17 protein-coding genes and 2 tRNA genes are annotated in these 18,444 nt (G+C 67.1%); 12 read left to right on the forward strand and 7 right to left on the reverse strand.

Features of this window, described 5'->3' with window-relative positions; all coding sequences use genetic code 11:
- Nucleotides 1–714 precede the first annotated feature (714 nt).
- From MPPM_RS27725 to MPPM_RS01585, 3 genes are all read right to left on the reverse strand, one after another.
- Nucleotides 715–1,029 carry a hypothetical protein gene (locus MPPM_RS27725; RefSeq protein ID WP_157914072.1) on the reverse strand — a complete coding sequence of 105 codons (315 nt, stop codon included), beginning with the start codon at nt 1,027–1,029 and terminating at the stop codon, nt 715–717.
- 473 nt (nt 1,030–1,502) lie between these two features.
- Nucleotides 1,503–2,159 (reverse strand): DUF6538 domain-containing protein, encoded by a 657-nt coding sequence (locus tag MPPM_RS01580; RefSeq protein WP_096483273.1) that lies wholly within the window; start codon nt 2,157–2,159, stop codon nt 1,503–1,505.
- 89 nt (nt 2,160–2,248) lie between these two features.
- Nucleotides 2,249–2,338: transfer RNA gene (locus tag MPPM_RS01585), tRNA-Ser, on the reverse strand.
- 133 nt (nt 2,339–2,471) lie between these two features.
- Here MPPM_RS01585 and MPPM_RS01590 point away from each other — a divergent pair.
- The 9 genes from MPPM_RS01590 to MPPM_RS01630 all read left to right on the forward strand — a co-directional run bounded on the left by MPPM_RS01590 (nt 2,472) and on the right by MPPM_RS01630 (nt 12,874).
- Nucleotides 2,472–3,785: a replication-associated recombination protein A gene (locus MPPM_RS01590; protein WP_096483276.1), complete on the forward strand. Its 1,314-nt coding sequence runs from the start codon at nt 2,472–2,474 to the stop codon at nt 3,783–3,785.
- Between the two features lie 36 nt (nt 3,786–3,821).
- The gene (locus tag MPPM_RS01595; RefSeq protein WP_096483278.1) at nt 3,822–5,318 is read left to right on the forward strand and encodes a carboxypeptidase M32; all 1,497 of its coding nucleotides are present in this window, start codon (nt 3,822–3,824) and stop codon (nt 5,316–5,318) included.
- Nucleotides 5,319–5,417: 99 nt separating this feature from the next.
- Nucleotides 5,418–6,665, forward strand: a complete 1,248-nt coding sequence (locus MPPM_RS01600; protein WP_096483280.1) for an Hsp70 family protein — start codon at nt 5,418–5,420, stop codon at nt 6,663–6,665.
- A 95-nt stretch (nt 6,666–6,760) separates the two neighbouring features.
- Nucleotides 6,761–7,117: a hypothetical protein gene (locus tag MPPM_RS01605; RefSeq protein ID WP_096483282.1), complete on the forward strand. Its 357-nt coding sequence runs from the start codon at nt 6,761–6,763 to the stop codon at nt 7,115–7,117.
- 102 nt (nt 7,118–7,219) lie between these two features.
- Nucleotides 7,220–8,575 carry an RluA family pseudouridine synthase gene (locus tag MPPM_RS01610; RefSeq protein WP_096483285.1) on the forward strand — a complete coding sequence of 452 codons (1,356 nt, stop codon included), beginning with the start codon at nt 7,220–7,222 and terminating at the stop codon, nt 8,573–8,575.
- A 647-nt stretch (nt 8,576–9,222) separates the two neighbouring features.
- Nucleotides 9,223–9,924, forward strand: a complete 702-nt coding sequence (locus MPPM_RS01620) for an HAD-IA family hydrolase (RefSeq protein WP_096483290.1) — start codon at nt 9,223–9,225, stop codon at nt 9,922–9,924.
- A 75-nt stretch (nt 9,925–9,999) separates the two neighbouring features.
- Nucleotides 10,000–10,803, forward strand: coding sequence for an ATP12 family chaperone protein (locus tag MPPM_RS01625; RefSeq protein WP_096483292.1), 804 nt, complete (start codon nt 10,000–10,002; stop codon nt 10,801–10,803).
- Nucleotides 10,804–10,973: 170 nt separating this feature from the next.
- Nucleotides 10,974–11,111 carry a hypothetical protein gene (locus MPPM_RS28450; RefSeq protein ID WP_173807863.1) on the forward strand — a complete coding sequence of 46 codons (138 nt, stop codon included), beginning with the start codon at nt 10,974–10,976 and terminating at the stop codon, nt 11,109–11,111.
- Between the two features lie 230 nt (nt 11,112–11,341).
- Nucleotides 11,342–12,874 carry an acyl-CoA carboxylase subunit beta gene (locus MPPM_RS01630; RefSeq protein WP_096483294.1) on the forward strand — a complete coding sequence of 511 codons (1,533 nt, stop codon included), beginning with the start codon at nt 11,342–11,344 and terminating at the stop codon, nt 12,872–12,874.
- A 33-nt stretch (nt 12,875–12,907) separates the two neighbouring features.
- On the opposite strand, the gene MPPM_RS01635 is transcribed toward MPPM_RS01630, so the two are convergent.
- From MPPM_RS01635 to MPPM_RS01645, 3 genes are all read right to left on the reverse strand, one after another.
- Nucleotides 12,908–13,222 (reverse strand): hypothetical protein, encoded by a 315-nt coding sequence (locus tag MPPM_RS01635; protein ID WP_096483296.1) that lies wholly within the window; start codon nt 13,220–13,222, stop codon nt 12,908–12,910.
- 8 nt (nt 13,223–13,230) lie between these two features.
- A complete protein-coding gene (locus MPPM_RS01640; protein WP_096483298.1) occupies nt 13,231–13,785 on the reverse strand; it encodes a tellurite resistance TerB family protein in 555 nt (184 codons plus the stop codon).
- A 123-nt stretch (nt 13,786–13,908) separates the two neighbouring features.
- Nucleotides 13,909–13,983 (reverse strand) — tRNA-Val (locus tag MPPM_RS01645).
- Nucleotides 13,984–14,205: 222 nt separating this feature from the next.
- Here MPPM_RS01645 and MPPM_RS01650 point away from each other — a divergent pair.
- From MPPM_RS01650 to MPPM_RS01660, 3 genes are all read left to right on the forward strand, one after another.
- Nucleotides 14,206–14,853, forward strand: a complete 648-nt coding sequence (locus MPPM_RS01650) for a TetR/AcrR family transcriptional regulator (RefSeq protein ID WP_096483301.1) — start codon at nt 14,206–14,208, stop codon at nt 14,851–14,853.
- Between the two features lie 32 nt (nt 14,854–14,885).
- On the forward strand, nt 14,886–15,905 hold the full coding sequence (ilvC, locus tag MPPM_RS01655; RefSeq protein ID WP_012452298.1) for a ketol-acid reductoisomerase: 1,020 nt from the start codon (nt 14,886–14,888) through the stop codon (nt 15,903–15,905).
- A 165-nt stretch (nt 15,906–16,070) separates the two neighbouring features.
- On the forward strand, nt 16,071–16,724 hold the full coding sequence (locus MPPM_RS01660; protein ID WP_096483303.1) for a pyridoxamine 5'-phosphate oxidase family protein: 654 nt from the start codon (nt 16,071–16,073) through the stop codon (nt 16,722–16,724).
- A 360-nt stretch (nt 16,725–17,084) separates the two neighbouring features.
- On the opposite strand, the gene ccrA is transcribed toward MPPM_RS01660, so the two are convergent.
- Nucleotides 17,085–18,383, reverse strand: coding sequence for a crotonyl-CoA carboxylase/reductase (gene ccrA, locus MPPM_RS01665; protein WP_096483305.1), 1,299 nt, complete (start codon nt 18,381–18,383; stop codon nt 17,085–17,087).
- Between the last annotated feature and the right edge of the window lie 61 nt (nt 18,384–18,444).

Below are 18,444 nucleotides of genomic sequence, written 5' to 3' on the forward strand. Positions count from 1 at the left end.
TCACTTGCCAGTTGTCTTCGAAAATAATGGCGAGAGTCCGACGGTCACTTTCTAGACCGTCAATCATAACGATAGCTACGTAAAGCAGCAGAACGGCGCCAGCAGTCCAGATTGATACACCGAGTGTGAAGCGTCTCATTATCAGCGATGTAGCGGCACGCAGTTAACGCGGCGCTGCACCTGCGTCCGAGAAGGGTCGAGAGCGGCGTTTCTGCGCGTGTCAGCCGGAGGTCAGCTCATGGCGCCTTGTGGACCTTCGGCATGCTTCAGAGCGACCTGCGTGAGCGAGAGGGCGATGCCTTACAGCCGCCTGTGGATGGCCAGAGGGCGCCCTTGGCAGTGAGCGCAGGATCGTATCCACTGCGTGTGCACACGAAGCTAAGGCGCCTGCAATTGCAATAACTTAGCTGATGCCCTCTGTTGAGGTCATGCTGAGTGAGAATCCTGGCGCCCCAGCCATGTCGCCGAGAATAAATTTTTATCCTAGTCCGCTCGGCACAGGTAGTTTTCTGATTTCTACCGATAGCGTCGAAATCCAATATTCTTCACCATAGAGTTCGCTGGCTTCGCCACTGCTGTGACCTATCAGCCTGTCTCTCATCTCGGGCGGGACGTTAAAGTTCTTACACAAGGTTGAAAATCTGTGCCTAAAGGAATGACTTGGGCTGATACGCGGATCCGTTATCTCTAGCTTTTCCCTTACCCAACGGCTGATCACCTTCGTTGCATTGCCGCCGCGATTCCCAAAGCGATCCGGCGTCGCGTCAGAAAATAGATCATTGTCTTTGCAAGCGGCAACAAAATCCAGAAAGCCTTCTTCGATCGATCTCGGATGTATGGGAATGAACCGCTTCGAGCTGTGGTTCTTAAGGTTTTTTTCGCTTTCTTCGCTTCCGAGATCTGGGACTCCTCGCCCTCGCTGTCATACTCGGTGGTCATCCGGAAATAGTGGTTGCCCTTCGATGATACGATGTCGGATCGCTCCAGCTGACAGATCTCCGAGATGCGGGCGCCAGTGAAGCAGGCCATCCATGGGACCCAACGCCCATAGCCTCTCCGGTCTCGTGCTGCGGTGAGGACGCGTACGGCTTCCTCGTCGGTGAAATCGCGCTTCGTGGATCGCCGCTGACCTTTGACGGCGGCCCGAGGCTGCTTCAGCCCGGAGAAGGGGTGGACCGGTCATTTCCCATTCGCCACGGCCCACCCGTAGATCGCTTTGACAGCGTAGAGATCGTTCGAGACGCTCTTCGCCGATCGCTCGACGAGCGAGGCGATCTTCCAATCAGACGCATCCGACAGGCTGGCCCTATCGCACGTGACATTACGCTCCGCGAGGAAGGCGGTCCACCGGCGCACCTTGCTCGAGAAGGTGTAGAACGCTTTCTCGGTCGGCGTCTGGTCGCGCTTCCAACCTTCAAGAATCTGTTCAGGGGTCGGTCCATCCGCCTTCTCGGGCTTTGGCCGAGAAGGGCACTACTGACTTCGAGGATGGTCGCTCACGGTCAGCACCGGTGTCGGTCCGTCGCCCCGCTTTGCCGATCCCTGATGATGGTCATCACCTCGAGTTCGGCTTCGACGAACGCCAGATAGAGGCGTCGATCCGCAGGTGACCCGAACGCGATGTTCAATCCGGCATCGAGGACGGTCATCATCGCATCGATATCGAAGTGGGTGGCAGCACAGTCGCCGCGCGTGTTGGCGTCACGCAACTCGGCCTCCCTTGCAGCGATCTCCTGCCCGAGAGCGTCGAATGCCTCACGACACAGGGGTTCAGCGCCGCGTCGCCGAGCTTCATCCGCAGCGAGCTTGCGATGGCGGAAGGTCGTGACCAAGCCCTGAATGGCCGTATCGTCGAGTTCAGAGATTTTCGGCTTGGCGCTGAGTGTGATGTGGCGCTTGGCAACGCGAATCAGTGCGTCGGCTTCGCCGTCCAGCCTGCGAGCCCGGCTTCGTGCCTCATCCTCATCGCGGGTTGCAAGGCTGACCCGGAACTCCCGGCCCGCTCGGCTCCGTTTCAGCGAGACAGGAGCGCTCTCATCGAAGATCCCAGGCCCTGCCGTTCCGAGCACAGCCGGCATGCCGGCGCGCAGCGCTTCCGGGATGGTACGACGGAAATAGAAGATGCCCCGAAGCTGGACCAAACCCACCATCTGCCTCATGGCTTCGTAGCACTCCTTCGTAGCAGGAGCGCGCTCAGAAGCCTACGGAATCAAAAAGATACCGTTATCGCATGGACTTGGGGACGACTTGGCGGAGAGGGGGGGATTCGAACCCCCGATGGGCTTGCACCCATGCCGCATTTCGAGTGCGGTGCATTCAACCGCTCTGCCACCTCTCCGCAGAGGTGTCGTATCGACGGGACGCGCCCTAGCATGCGGCGCGCGGTCCCACAAGCCGGCTCAGCGTGGGAAGTGAGCATCCGGCCTTCAAGGCTCTTGCGGATGGAGCGGGCTGCGGTGTTGATGCCACGCATGTCCGACCTGTTCGTTTCCGCCGGCCTCGAGACGGGCGCCCCCCGGCCCCTCGCGGATCGTCTGCGCCCGCGCCGTCTCGCCGACGTCGTGGGGCAGGAGCATCTGACCGGGCCCGATGGGGCGCTGACGCGGCTGCTGGCATCGCGCTCGCTCGGCTCGCTGGTGTTCTGGGGTCCGCCCGGCACGGGCAAGACGACCGTGGCGCGGCTTCTCGCTCATGAAACCGCCCTGCATTTCGAACAGATCTCCGCGATTTTCTCCGGCATCGCCGACCTGCGGAAGGTGTTCGAGGCAGCCCGTCGGCGCCGGTCTACGGGTCAGGGTACGCTGCTGTTCGTCGATGAGATCCACCGCTTCAACCGTGCGCAGCTCGATGCCTTCCTGCCGGTCATGGAGGACGGGACCGTCACGCTCGTTGGCGCGACGACGGAAAACCCATCGTTCGAACTGAACGCCGCCCTTCTCTCGCGCGCCCGGGTGCTGCTGTTCCGTGCCCTGGACGCGGCGGCCCTGGCCCGGCTGCTCGCACGGGCCGAGGCGATGGACGGCCAGCCCCTCCCCCTCGACGAGGAGGCGCGCGCCGCGCTGATCCGTATGGCCGACGGGGACGGGCGCGCCGCATTGACGCTCGCGGAGGAAGTCTGGCGCTCGGCACGCCCCGGCGAGACCCTCGACGCGGAAACGCTCCAGACCCTCGTGCAGCGACGGGCGCCGATCTACGACAAGGCGCAGGAGGGACATTACAACCTCATCTCCGCTCTGCATAAGACCGTACGCGGCTCGGATCCGGATGCGGCCCTGTACTATCTCTGTCGGATGCTGGATGCGGGCGAGGACCGGCTGTTCATCGCCCGGAGGCTCGTGCGGATGGCGGTGGAGGATATCGGGCTCGCCGACCCTCAGGCCCTGGTCGTGGCGAACGCTGCCAAGGACGCGTTCGACTTCCTCGGCTCGCCCGAGGGCGAACTCGCTCTGGCGCAGGTCACCGTCTATCTCGCCTGTGCGCCGAAATCGAACGCCGTCTACACTGCCTATAAAGCGGCGACGCGGGTGGCGAAGGCCGCCGGATCGCTCGCGCCGCCGCGCACCATCCTGAACGCCCCTACGGGACTGATGAAGCGGATCGGCTACGGCGAGGGTTACCGCTACGATCACGATGAGCCCGAGGCTTTCTCGGGTCAGGATTACTGGCCGGAAGCCCTCGGGCGCCAGCACTTCTACGAGCCGACCGATCGGGGCATGGAGACTCGCTACCGGGACCGGCTCGCCTACTGGGAACGGCTGCGGCAGGAGCGCCGCGGCGAGGACTGACCCTCAAGGGCGAACACCGGGAGATCTCGACCGATCATGCAGGCTTACACGACGCTCACCACCACCTTCGCCCGCCTCGGCGCTCTGGAGGATGCGAGCGGAATCCTCGGCTGGGACACGCAGACCCAGATGCCGGATGGCGCCTCCGAGACTCGGGGGGAGCAGATGGCGGTGCTGAGCGTGCTCGCCCACGAGATCCTCACCGATCCCCGAAACGCCGAGTGGTTCGATGCGGCGGAGACCGAGACCGAGCTCGGTGAATGGGAGCGGGCAAATTTGCGCGAGATGCGCCGAGCCTATGCCCATGCGGCGGCGGTGCCGGGAGATCTCGTCGCCGCGGCCTCGAAGGCGACGACGCGCTGCGAGATGATCTGGCGTGAGGCGCGGCGCGATTCGGACTTCGCCCGGCTGCGCCCGCATCTCGAGGAGGTGCTGCGGCTGCAGCGTCTCGTCGGCGAAGCCAAGGGCGCCGCGCTTGGGCTCGATCCCTACGACGCGCTGCTGGATGGCTACGATCCCGGCATGCGGCGCGGGCGCATCGATCCGATCTTCGCGGAGTTGCGCGGGGTATTGCCGGAACTCGTCGTCGCGGTGCGCGAGCGGCAGGCGGCGGAAGCCCCTCCCCTGCCGCTGCCCGGACCGTTTTCGGTCGGGGTCCAGAGGCAGATCGGTCTGCAGCTGATGCGAGCCGTCGGGTTCGACTTCACGCGCGGGCGGCTCGATGTCAGCCTGCACCCGTTCTGCGGCGGCGCAACCGACGACGTACGCATCACCACCCGCTACGACGAGGCGAGCGCCACCGGCGCGCTGATGGGCGTGCTGCACGAGACCGGCCATGCCCTCTACGAGCAGGGCCGCCCGGCCGCGTGGCGTCACCAGCCGGTCGGCCGGGCCCGCGGCATGAGTCTGCACGAGAGTCAGTCACTGCTCGTCGAGATGCAGGCCTGCCGCTCGGCCGAATTCTGCGCCTATCTCGCGCCGACCCTGCGCCAGGCCTTCGGCGGCGCGGGTCCGGCCTGGCATGCGGAGAATCTGCACCGCCTGTACACCCGCGTCGAGCCCGGCTTCATCCGGGTGGATGCCGACGAGGTGACCTACCCGGCCCACATTCTGCTGCGCTATCGCCTGGAGACGGCGATGATCGCGGGCGACCTCGCCGTGGCCGACCTGCCCGCCGCCTTCAACGACGGGATGAGGGAGTTGCTGGGGCTGACCGTACCCGACGATCGGCACGGCTGTCTTCAGGACATCCACTGGCCCGGCGGAAGCTTCGGCTACTTCCCGACCTACACCCTCGGAGCGCTGGCCGCCGCACAGCTCTTCAAGGCCGCCTGCGCCGCGCATCCCGGCATCCGTCCGGCCCTGGCGGAGGGCGACTTCTCGCGATTGCGCGATTGGCTGCGGGAGAACGTCCATGCCCGTGCGAGCCTGCTGGAAACCGACGAATTGCTGATCGCCGCAACCGGAAAGCCGCTCGGTGCGGAAGATTTCCTGGCGCATTTGCGCCGCCGCTATCTCGGCTCGGGGAGATGAGGATCGGGCCGTCGGTGTAGCGGATCGGGGATTGCGCTCGGCGGTCTGGGACCGTAACGGGGCCGCCCTCCCCTTGAGCATCCAAGCGATCCGGTCCCCATGGCGGCCTGCGGCCTCGATTTCGGCACGTCCAACACCACCCTCGGGATCGGCGCGGGAAACCGTCCGGTCCTCGTACCGCTTGAGGGTGCGCACCGAACACTCCCGAGCGCGATCTTCTTCGCGCCCGGCCGCGAACCGCAGATCGGGCGGGCGGCGATCGAGGCCTATGTCGAGGGCACGCCGGGTCGGCTGATGCGGGCGCTCAAATCGGTGCTCGGCTCACCCCTGATTGAGGAAACCACGCCGGTCGGGCGCGAGCGCATCCGGTTCCGCGATGTCATCGCCCGCTACCTCACCCTGGTGAAGGCGCGCGGCGAGGCGGAGGCCGGCGTCGAACTCGATACGGTGGTCCATGGTCGCCCGGTCCACTTCGTCGACAACGATCCGGCCGGCGATCGCAAGGCGGAGGACACGCTTCGGCAGATCGCCGAGGGCATCGGCTTCCGCCACGTCCGATTCCAGTATGAGCCGATCGCTGCGGCGCTCGATTACGAGCGCACGGTCACGACGGAGGAGATCGCGCTGATTGCCGATATCGGCGGCGGCACCTCGGACTTCTCCATCGTCCGGCTCTCGCCCGAGCGACATCGGCGCGACGAGCGGGCCGACGATATCCTGGCCAATGATGGCATCCGCATCGGCGGCACCGATTTTGACCGTTCCTTGAGCCTCGGTGCGGTCATGCCGCTCCTCGGGCTCGGGAGCCCGATGAAGCGGGCCGACCTCGCCGTGCCGAACGCCTATTTCCACGACCTCGCCACGTGGTCGAGCATCAACAGGCTCTACAATTCCAAGACCCTGCGTGAGATCGACGAAGTCGTGCGTGACGCGGCCCGGCCGGAACTCGTCGGCCGTCTGCGCACCGTCGTGGAGGCGGAACGCGGGCACTCGCTCGCCATGGCGGTGGAGGGCGCCAAGATCGCGGCCTCCGACGCCGGGACCGGCACGGTCGATCTCGATTGGGTCGAGGCAGGCCTCTCCGCCGACGTCGATCGCAGCCGGCTGGCCGGGCACACCGACGAACTCGCGCGCCGGATGGCGCAGCGGATCGATCGCTGCCTCGATCAGGCGGGGCTGTCCGCTGACCGGATCGATGCGCTGTTCCTCACCGGCGGTTCGACCGGTTTGCCGCATGTGCGCGCGGCGCTGACCGCCTGCGTGCCGGCGGCGCGGGTCGTCGATGGCGACACGTTCGGCTCGGTCGGGCTCGGCCTCACCCTGGAGGCAGCGCGGCTCGCGGCCTGACGCGACCGCTCCGACGCGGAACATTCACCCGCGATCCGCACATGTCCCGGAACCTTTCCGGTGGGTATCGCCCACCTTCCAAGGCGAGCTTCCGCATGTCCGCGACACCGACCACGATCCGTCCGACCTTTCGCCGACGGACCGGCTTGGCCTTTTCCGCACTGCTGCTGATGACCGCACCGGGCGCCGCACTCGCTCAGTCCGCGGGCGATCCCGCGGGTCCGGCCAGTTCGCGCACAAGCGGGAGCGGCTCGAACGGCAGTGCCCAGGGCGCGGCCGCGGGCTCAGTCGGCGGGGCGGGACAGGCGCCGGGCAGCGGTTCGGAGACCGGCCAGGGCGGCAGCACCGCCGGGCGCAGCAGCGGCTCGGCCGGTGCCGGAGAGACCGGAACCGGCATGGGCGGCCCGACCGGCGCCGGAATGTCCCGCGGCGGCGGCAGCACCGGACGCTGAGGCTTCTCGACTCAGCGTCGCGTGCGAGTCGCGGGCGGTGAATCTGCCCCGTAATCCTCCGCCGCGCTTTGCGCCGTCATCTCAGGATGATAGCAGCGGCGCATGAAGGGACGTCCTCCACATCGCGGGTCCGGCGCGAAACGCGGACCCGGCGGCTACGCACCGCGCCCCGGCACGGGGCCGCGCACCTCCGCCAAGGACGCCGCGCAACGCGCCGCGCGCAACCGCGGCGAGGATGTCAGCGACCGCTCGCCCTGGGATGACGGCGCGGCTCCCGAGAGCCCGCCGCGCCCGCAGCGTGCGCCGAGAGCCCCCGCGGCGAAGCCGGACGCACCGCGCGCCCGCACGAAGCCGCCGGCTTCCACGGGGCCTGGCACCAGGGCCGCGCGCTCCGAGGCCCCTGCCCCGCCCGCCGGTCCGACCCGGCGCGAGCAGCGTGCCGCCGCCTCGGCGACGCTGGCGAGCGGCGTCCAGACCCTGACCGTCGCCCCCGACGAGGCCGGGATGCGCATCGACCGCTTTCTGAGCGCGCGCTTTCCCCAGCTGCCTTTCACCCGCGTGCAGAGCATCGTCCGCAAGGGTGAGTTGCGGGTCGACGGAAAGCGGGCGAAGCCGAACGATCGCCTCGAGCCGGGTTCGAGCGTGCGGGTACCGCCGCTCAAGCTGGAGCAGCCGGCGGATCGGCCGCGCAGCGCCGCCAAGGCCGCCGGCGATGCCGAGTTCCTGCGTTCGCTGATCCTCTACGAGGATGCGGACATGATGATCCTCAACAAGCCGTTCGGGCTGGCGGTGCAGGGCGGTTCGGGCACGGTGCGCCACGTCGACGGCCTCCTGGAGGCGCTGACCGGGCCGGACGGGCAACGCCCGCGCCTCGTCCACCGCCTCGACAAGGACACGGCCGGCTGCCTGATCATCGCCAAGACGCGGCTTGCTGCGGCGACCCTGGCCAAGAGCTTCCGCTCCCGCGCCGCGCGCAAGATCTACTGGGCGCTGGTGGCGGGCGTGCCCCGTACACGGCAGGGCCGGGTCTCGACCTATCTCGTCAAGGACGAGCCGACCGACGCCGATGCGCGCATGCGGGTGGCCAAGCACGGCGACGAGGGCGCGAGCCACGCCCTCACCTACTACGCCACCGTCGATCAGGCGGCGCAGAAGCTCGCTTGGCTCTCGCTGAAGCCCGTGACGGGCCGGACGCACCAGTTGCGCGCCCACGCCGCGCATATCGGCCACCCCATCGTCGGCGACCCGAAATACTTCGACGTGGAGAATTGGGAGCTTCCCGGCGGCATCCAGAACCGCCTGCACCTCCTCGCCCGCCGCATCGTGATCCCGCATCCGCGCAGCGGCCAGCCGATCGACGTCAGCGCGCCGCTGCCCCCGCATATGGCGCAGAGCTGGAATCTGCTCGGCTTCGACGCCGCCCGCTACGATCCGATCGTCGAGGCGCCGGAAGCCTGACCGGCTCGCGGGCACTTCACGAAAGCGCGGAGCGCCTTGGAAGACGTGTCTCCTGCCATACGTCTGGCATCGTAAGCCTTCCGCGTGGACGGGAGCACGGTGAGGTGCTTCAATCGCCCCGCGTCCGATCCGGCGAAGCCGGTGACCGACGCGCGGAACGACGGGGCGCGGGATGTCGCCGGGCCTGTCGGATGTCATCCTCCCGCCGGCGGACGGTGCAACGAGGTTCAGGATCGCATGAGGGCCGTCACGCTGTTCTCCGTCGCGCTAGCCGGCCTGCTCTGTGCCGTCGCGCCGGCCGGCGCGGCGCCGCCCGGCGAAGGGGCACAAGGCCCGTCTCAGTCGCAGCCGCAGGCTCAGGGGCAAACGCAAGGACAGTCCCAACCTCTGCCCCAGAGTCAGACCCAACCTGCCGCACCGCCGGCTCAGGCGGCGCCCGCAGCGCGGTCGCCGAGCCAGGGCGCACGGGCCGCGGAGCGCCGCCGCCGCATCTCTTACGCGGCCTGCAACCGCGAATCGCATCGCCGCAAGCTCTCCGGCGGCGCCCGCCGCCGCTTCCTCGTCCGCTGCCGTCTCGGTTACGAGCGCCGCCCGGCCTCGCAGCCGGCACCCGCCCGCCGGCCTTGAGCCTCCGGGACTCCGCCATCGTGCTCAAGCTGATCGTCTTCGATGTCGACGGCACTCTGGTCGACAGTCAGCATCTGATCGTTGAAGCCCAGCGGCGTGCCTTCTCCGAGCATGGTCTGGAGGCGCCTGCGCGCAAGGAGGCCCTCTCCGTCGTCGGTCTGTCATTGCCCGACGCATTCCGCCGTCTCGTCGGCGAGGCCGGACCGATCGAGTCGCTCTCCCACAGCTATCGCAAGGCGTTCCAGGCGCTGCGTGTCGATCCCGACTACGAAGAGCCGCTCTTCCCGGGAATGGCCGAGCTGGTCGAGCGGCTGCATCGCCGCGACGACATCCAACTCGGCATCGCAACGGGCAAGTCGCGCCGCGGCGTCGATCATCTCGTGGACAAGCACGGCTGGGAAAGCTGGTTCGCCACGATCCAGACCGCCGACGACGCCCCGTCCAAGCCGGACCCGGCCATGCTGCTGCAGGCGATGGCGGAGGCCGGCGCCGAACCGTCGATGACGGTGATGATCGGCGACACGACCTACGACATGATGATGGCCAGAGACGCCGGTGTGGCGGCCATCGGCGTCGGGTGGGGTTACCACGCGCCCGGTGCCCTTTTCAGCGCCGGCGCCGTCACCGTGGTCGATTCGGCCACCGCCTTGAGCGACCTGTTTTCCGGCCCGCTCGACGGCTCCCGAGCCGGGCCGGTCACGCCGCGGCTCCCTGCTTCGTAGATCGATCGAGCTTCGCCGGCAGCCCGACCGCAGGGGAGACTCGCACGCGGCTTCGAGACGTCCTATCTGCGAGCCATGAGCACCTCAGGCGACGACGTGACCCGCGACTGGCTGGGCGAGCCCGGCGGCGATTCAGCATCTGATCCCATCAGAGCGGCCCGCGCGAGCACGGCACCGACGCTGCCCAAGCGCTTCTACGCACAGGCCGGTGTCGCACCGGTCGAGGGCGGGTTCCGCCTCGTCCTCGATGGGCGCGGCGCCAACACGCCGGGCCGCCGGCCGCTCGTCGTCCCCGACCTCGGGCTCGGCGAAGCGCTCGCGGCGGAATGGGGGGCGCAGGACGCGGTAATCGATCCGCGCACGATGCCGCTGACCCGTCTCGTCAACACGACCATCGATGGCGTCGTCGAACGCCGGGCCGCGGTTGCCGAGGATCTCGGCGCCTTCGCCGGCACCGACCTCGTGGCTTATCGCGCCGGCACACCGGAACGCCTCGTGGCCGAACAGGCCGCCGCATGGGATCCGTTGGTGAATTGGGCTGCGCAAGCGCTGGGCGCGCGGCTATTCCTTGCCGAGGGGGTGATGCATGTCGAGCAGCCGGAGGGCTCCGTGGCGGCACTTCGCGCCGCGATCGATGCGGTCGACGATCCTTTCCGGCTGGCGGCGCTTCACGCTCTGACGACGCTGACCGGCTCCCTCGTGATCGCGCTGGCGGTGCTGCACAGGCACCTGAGCGCGAGCGAGGCCTGGGCGGCGGCGCATGTCGACGAGAGCTATCAGGCGAGTATCTGGGGCCGCGATGCGGAGGCCGAGGCCAGACTCGCCCACCGCCGGAAGGAGTTCGAGGCCGCCGCCGTCATCGCCCAGCGGACGGCTTGAGAACGGCACTGCACATCGCCTGGACTTTCGCGATCACTCGATCAGCATCATGCTTGTTCTTAGAGCAATGAAATTGTAATTCAATTTTTAAGTATCGGTGTCGCTTCCCTGCACTATCGGATCGGCTTGCTCGCGCTCCAATCTCGCTTCGTCTGACTTTGGAGACGAACGTGCCGACTCGACGTACCAGCATCCGGCAGGTCACCCTTGCCACCATCGCCGCCGTGCTCGCCTTGAGCGCTGCCGCCTGCGCCACCAAGCCTCCGCCTGCACCGCCCGAGCCCACGCCGCTCGTCAAGAAGGGGTGAGCCCGCCGCCTCGTCCGCACGAGGCCCTTCGAAAGCAGGTGGCCGCGGTCTCCGGACCGGGGCCACCGCGCCCGCGGCGAGGCGCGAGATTTGACTTCGTTCGGCTCATGCCGGGCCGTTCCCGAGGGCGGGAACGCGTGCTAAGGGCGACGGATCGGTGCAAGGTCAAGCTCTTACGCTCTGATCTGCATTCAAAAAACGATTTGATTGCCAGGGAGTCTCGCCGAGTCATGAAGGATATTCTTGAGAAGCTTGAGGAGCGTCGTGCCCAAGCCCGGCTCGGTGGCGGGGAGAAGCGGCTCGAGGCACAGCACAAGCGCGGCAAGCTCACGGCGCGGGAGCGCATCGAACTTCTGCTCGACCACGGGTCGTTCGAGGAGTTCGACATGTTCGTCCAGCACCGCTCGACCGATTTCGGGATGGAGAAGCAGAAGATCCCCGGCGACGGCGTCGTGACCGGCTGGGGCACGGTGAACGGGCGCACGGTCTTCCTGTTCTCGAAGGACTTCACGGTGTTCGGCGGCTCGCTCTCCGAGGCGCACGCGGCCAAGATCGTGAAGGTGCAGGACATGGCACTGAAGATGCGCGCGCCGATCATCGGCATCTTCGACGCCGGCGGCGCCCGCATCCAGGAGGGTGTGGCGGCGCTCGGCGGCTACGGGGAAGTCTTCCGGCGCAACGTGGCGGCCTCGGGCGTCATCCCGCAGATCTCGGTCATCATGGGGCCCTGCGCCGGCGGCGACGTCTACTCGCCGGCCATGACGGACTTCATCTTCATGGTGCGCGACACGAGCTACATGTTCGTGACCGGCCCGGACGTGGTGAAGACCGTCACCAACGAGGTCGTCACCGCCGAGGAACTCGGCGGCGCCAAGGTCCACACCAGCAAGTCGTCGATCGCCGACGGCTCGTTCGAGAACGATGTCGAGGCGATCCTGCAGATCCGCCGCCTGCTCGACTTCCTTCCCGCCAACAACATCGAGGGCGTGCCGGAGATCGAGAGCTTCGACGACGTCAACCGCCTCGACAAGTCGCTCGACACCCTGATCCCGGACAACCCGAACAAGCCCTACGACATGGGCGAGTTGATCCGCCGGGTCGTGGACGAGGGCGACTTCTTCGAGATCCAGGCGGCGTACGCCCGCAACATCATCACCGGCTTCGGCCGGATCGAGGGCCGCACCGTCGGCTTCGTCGCCAACCAGCCGCTGGTTCTGGCCGGCGTGCTCGACTCGGACGCCTCCCGCAAGGCGGCGCGCTTCGTTCGCTTCTGCAACGCCTTCTCGATCCCGATCGTCACCTTCGTCGACGTGCCGGGCTTCCTGCCCGGAACCGCGCAGGAATATGGTGGCCTGATCAAGCACGGTGCCAAGCTGCTCTTCGCCTATTCGCAGGCGACCGTGCCGCTCGTCACCATCATCACCCGCAAGGCCTTCGGCGGCGCCTACGACGTCATGGCATCGAAGCATGTCGGCGCCGACCTCAACTACGCCTGGCCGACGGCGCAGATCGCGGTGATGGGCGCCAAGGGCGCGGTCGAGATCATCTTCCGGGCGGAGATCGGTGACGAGGAGAAGATTGCCGAGCGCACGAAGGAATACGAGGATCGCTTCCTCTCGCCCTTCGTGGCGGCCGAGCGCGGCTACATCGACGAGGTGATCATGCCCCATTCCACCCGCAAGCGGATCGCGCGGGCGCTGGGGATGCTGCGCACCAAGGAGATGGAGCAGCCCTGGAAGAAGCACGACAACATCCCGCTCTGAGCCGGGAGGGGTGTGAAAATGTGGTCCGGCGCCTCAGGCGTCGGGCTTCATCGGAATGCCGTAGATGATGAAGGCACAGCCGTCCGACAGGGCGCTCTCCGCGGCCGCTCGGACGGTGTCGTCCGTGATGTGGTCGGTCGCGTTCGACATCACCTTGCTGCGCAGAAGGTCGACGTGGAGCCAGCCTTCGGCCGTCACCTGCTCCACGGCCATCCGCGCCGCCCGCTCCGCATCAGGCGCGGTGGCAAAGACGAGCAGGGCGTGTCGAGCGCCCGCCCGGTAGGACAAGTTCTCGCCCGCCACCGCCTGCGCCGTGAACACGAACAGCTCTGCTTCCGATGCGAGCACAGCGCCGCTCAGTTGAAATGGCCGGCGCGGTTCGTCGCGAGAGCCGGCTTTCCGCCGGCGAGCCGCCGCTTGAGTCGCACCAGCGCCTCGCGCTGCAATTCGCTGGGCGCGGAATGGGCCGAGGCGACCTTGGTCAGCATGTCCACAAGCTGCATCCGCTCGGCTTCCGTCAGCTTCTCGCGAAACAGCGGCAGCAGCGGATCGGCGACGAGCGAGAAGGGGCGCCGCTCCTGCGTGTAGCGCCAAGCCCGCTCGAAGGTCGCGGAGATCGACTGGATCTCCAGCGGATTCTCCATCAGTTCGAGGATGCGGGTCTTCTCAGAGGCAGTTACCGGGGAGCCGGTGCGCACGATCTGGATCATGAGGATCACGGCGGCGAGGCGTACATCGTTCACTCGCTGAAGCGGGGTGCCGACGATGCTCTCGAACACAGATCTCGCCCGCCGCTGCAGCCCCTTGGTGTCCTGATCGACCTCTTTGAGCTGCTTGACCGTGTAATGGGCCCGCAGGAGCCAGAACAACACGCCGCTGATGACGGCAGCGATGAGGATGAGGGCCGGCAAATGTGTCTCCGCTCGGTCGCAAGGGGTGCGAATCGGGGCGAAGATCACCACGCAGCCGGCGAGGGGTCAAACCCATGCAACCGACAAAGCGGACAAGATCGAGTTTGAAAAAAGTGGAGGGCGTGGTGGGCGCGACAGGGATCGAACCTGTGACCCTTCGCGTGTGAAGCGAATGCTCTCCCGCTGAGCTACGCACCCGAGCCCCACTGTGCCGCCTGCGGAAGCGCGGCACGGGCGTCGCCGTGGCGACGGAGGGCCGTATACGCTGAGGCCGTGCGCTCGGCAAGCGGCTTCCGCACGGTCGCGACAGAATCGTGACGGGGACACCGACGGCGGAATATGAAGCCGTCGCCTTGCCGCGTCGGATCGGGTCGTTTAGGAGAGCGTACCGTACGGTACGGTACTGTTCATCATCGGATCATGCAGGCGAACTCCCTCAAGACCGACCAGCCTTCGACCGATCTGCCCTCCCCGCGTCAGCAGGCCGTGCTGGACGCAGCGCTGGCGCTGATGGTCGATGGCGGTGATCCGCTCACCATGGATGCGGTGGCGCGCCGGGCGAGTTGCTCGAAGGAGACGCTCTACAAGTGGTTCGGCGACCGCGACGGGCTCCTGACCGCGACGGTGCGCTGGCAGGCCTCGCAGGTTCATGCCGGCCGCTACGAGGTCAGCGGCCTCGACGCGACGACCCTGCGCGACAACCTCCTCGACTTCGCCGAGAGCTGGCTCGCGGTGATCGGCAGCCCGACCTCGGTGGCGCTCAACCGCATCGCCATCGCCGAGGCCGGTTCGCGCAGGAGCAATCTCGGCGGCATCGTGCTGGCGAATGGCCGTTTCGCCATCGGCGAGCGGGTGAAGCCGGTGCTGGAGGCCGGCCGTGCGGCGGGCCTCCTCGCTTTCGAGGACAGCGAGGCGGCCTTCCGGACCTTCTTCGGTCTGGTCGGCCGCGATATCCAGATCAGACTTCTTCTCGGCGACGCGCTCGATCTCGACGCCGCCGGGATCCGGAGCGACGCGGCCCGTGCCGTCGAGCAGTTCCTGGCCCTCTACGGCCAGGCGAAACCCTGAACCGAAACCATCCAACCGAAGAGGACACCACCATGCGCGTCTATTACGATCGCGACGCCGACCTGAACCTGATCAAGGGCAAGAAGGTCGTCATCGTCGGCTACGGCTCCCAGGGCCACGCCCACGCACTCAACCTGCGCGATTCGGGCGTGAAGGACATCGTCATCGCGCTGCGCGAGGGCTCGGCCACCGCCAAGAAGGCCGAGCACGAGGGCTTCAAGGTGATGAACGTCGCCGACGCCGCGAAGTGGGGCGACGTGGTGATGATGCTCACCCCCGACGAGCTTCAGGGCGACATCTACAAGGAGTCGCTCGAGGGCAACATGAAGCAGGGCGCCGCCCTCCTGTTCGCCCACGGTCTCAACGTGCACTTCAACCTGATCGAGCCGCGCAAGGACCTCGACGTGCTGATGGTCGCCCCGAAGGGCCCCGGCCACACCGTGCGCGGCGAGTACCTAAAGGGCGGCGGCGTGCCGACCCTGATCGCCATCGCCCAGGACGCCTCGGGCAACGCCCACGACCTCGGCCTCTCCTACGCCTCGGCCAATGGCGGCGGCCGCGCCGGCATCATCGAGACCACCTTCAAGGAAGAGTGCGAGACCGACCTGTTCGGTGAGCAGGCCGTGCTCTGCGGCGGCCTCGTCGAGCTGATCAAGGCCGGCTTCGAGACGCTCGTCGAGGCGGGCTACGCCCCCGAGATGGCCTATTTCGAGTGCCTGCACGAGGTGAAGCTGATCGTCGACCTCATCTACGAGGGCGGCATCGCCAACATGAACTACTCGATCTCGAACACCGCCGAGTACGGCGAGTACGTCACCGGCCCGCGGATCGTCACGCCGGAGACCAAGGCCGAGATGAAGCGCGTCCTCAACGACATCCAGTCGGGCATCTTCACCCGCAACTGGATGCTGGAGAACAAGGTCGGCCAGACCTCGTTCAAGGCCACCCGCGCCAAGCTCGCCGCCCACCCGATCGAGGAAGTCGGCGCCAAGCTCCGCGGCATGATGCCGTGGATCTCGGAGAAGGCTCTGGTCGACAAGACCAAGAACTGATTGCGAATTGGGAGGCCGTGCTTCGCTCGGCCTCTTCCGTTGAGCAAGAGGGCCGGTTCGCGCGAGCGTGACCGGCCTTTTTCATGGCCCCGTTTGCGCCCTCGCGACTTTGCCTTAAACGCTGTCCGAGGAGGCCCGAGGCAACGGGCCCCGCAGGAGACGCTGATGGCATCGCTCTATTCGGAGGCGCATCGCGCGCTCCAAGAGGAATTCGGCACGACCAAGCTCGCCGTGCGCCTCGACGAGGACTGGGTGCACGAGACGGTCCAGCCGGAGGAAGCGGCCTTCATCGGCTCGCGCGACATGTTCTTCCTGTCCACCGTCGATCCCGACGGCATGCCGACCGTCTCCTACAAGGGCGGCCCGACCGGCTTCGTGAAGGTGGTCGACGGCTCGACCCTGGTCTTCCCCGGCTTCGACGGCAACGGGATGTTCTACTCGGTCGGCAACATCGCCGGACAGGCCAAGGTCGGCCTCCTGTTCATCGACTTCGAGACGCCGCACCGCATCCGCGTGCAGGGCCACGCCTCGCTGCTGCGCGATGATCCGCTGATGTCCGAGTACACGGAAGCGAAGTACCTCGTGAAGGTCGATGTGACCAAGATCTGGGTCAACTGCCCGCGCTACATCCACAAGTACAAGAAGCTCGAGCAGAACAAGTACGTGCCCCGCCCCGACCGCGAGACGCCGCTTGCGGCCTGGAAGCGGCTCGACCTCGCCGGCGACGTGATCAGCGACGAGGACAAGGCGCGGGTCGCGAGGGAAGGCCGCCTCGAAGTCTCCGAATACGAGGCGCTCGTCGCCCGCGGCGAGGCCTGAGGTCGAACGGCAGGCCGCTCGCCGCACCTCTCGCGATCGTTCGATCCGGCCGGCTTTACGAGGCGTGCCGGGTCGTGCTCGCGGCCTCGAACAACGCGCAGGCCGCCTCACGGCATCACGCTCCTCGGACGGACTCCGCAGAACCACCCGCAGATCAAGCGGGCGATCGCATCCGTCGCCAGGTCGGCAGGTCTGTTCCGCGACAGCCCGGCCAACGACTTCTGCCGCGAACGGATAGAGGTGAGGACGCGCGGTGGCGACGCCTTCTCGAAGCTGTTCTACCGCTGGGTGTGTCCTCAAACGAAAGAAGCCCGCGCATCCACCGGGATGCGCGGGCTTCTTCGTGTCACGTAGGCCGGCTTACATCGCCTTGAGCGGACCGGCCTCGATCACGTCCTCGACCGTGCGCAGACCGGCGCGGGTCGAGTTGACGAGCACCGCCATGTTGCCCGGCGGGTGCTGGTTCTTCCACATCTTGGTGTGCGCGGCCGGGATCTTGTCCCAGGGGAACACCTCGCTCATGCAGGGATCGACCCGCCGGTCCATGACGAACTGGTTGGCGGCCGAGGCCTGCTTGAGGTGGGCGAAGTGCGAGCCCTGGATCCGCTTCTGGCGCATCCAGACGTAGCGGGCGTCGAAGGTGATGTTGAAGCCGGTCGTGCCGGCGCAGAACACCACCATGCCGCCGCGCTTCACCACCAGCGACGAGACCGGGAAGGTCGCTTCACCCGGATGCTCGAACACGATGTCGACGTCGTTGCCCTTGCCGGTGATGTCCCAGATCGCCTTGCCGAACCGCCGGGCTTCCTTGAGCCAGGTGTTGTACTCCGGGCTGTTCACCTTCGGCAGCTGGCCCCAGCACTCGAAGTCCTTGCGGTTGATCACGCCCTTGGCGCCGAGGCTCATGACGTAGTCGCGCTTCGACTCGTCGGAGATCACCGCGATGGCGTTGGCGCCCGAGGCCGCGCAGAGCTGCACGCCGAACACGCCGAGGCCGCCCGAGGCGCCCCAGATCAGCACGTTCTGGCCCGGACGCACGGTGTGCGGCGCGTGGCCGAACAGCATGCGGTAGGCGGTGGCGAGCGTCAGCGTGTAGCAGGCGGCCTCTTCCCAGGTGAGGTGCTTCGGACGCTGCATCAGCTGGCGCGACTGCACCCGGCAGAACTGGGCGAAGGAGCCGTCGCCGGTCTCGTAGCCCCAGATGCGCTGGGTCGGCGAGAACATCGGATCGCCGCCGTTGCACTCCTCGTCGTCGCCGTCGTCCTGATTGCAGTGGACAATGACCTCATCGCCGACCTTCCAGCGCTTCACCTTGGCGCCGACCTTCCAGACGATGCCCGAGGCGTCCGATCCGGCGATGTGGTACTCGCCCTTATGCACGTCGAAGGGCGAGATCGGCTCGCCGAGGCCGGCCCAGACGCCGTTGTAGTTCACGCCCGCCGCCATGACGTAGACGAGCACCTCGTCGTCGCCGATGTCCCACACGGGAAGCACTTCGAGCTGGTGCGACTGCTCCGGCGGCCCATGGCGCTCGCGGCGGATCGCCCAGGCGTACATCTTGGCAGGCACGTGGCCGAGCGGGGGGATCTCACCGAGCTCGTAAAGGTCCTTGGCTTCCGCCGTCTGCCCGGTCCAGGCCGGCGCTGCGCTTGCAGCCATCGTGGCACTCCCTGTTGTCCTGGCACGCGCGTGACGAACCGCGCGACCTTGGCCGACGCTA

The sequence above is a fragment of the Methylorubrum populi genome (assembly GCF_002355515.1).
GTDB lineage: Bacteria > Pseudomonadota > Alphaproteobacteria > Rhizobiales > Beijerinckiaceae > Methylobacterium > Methylobacterium populi_A.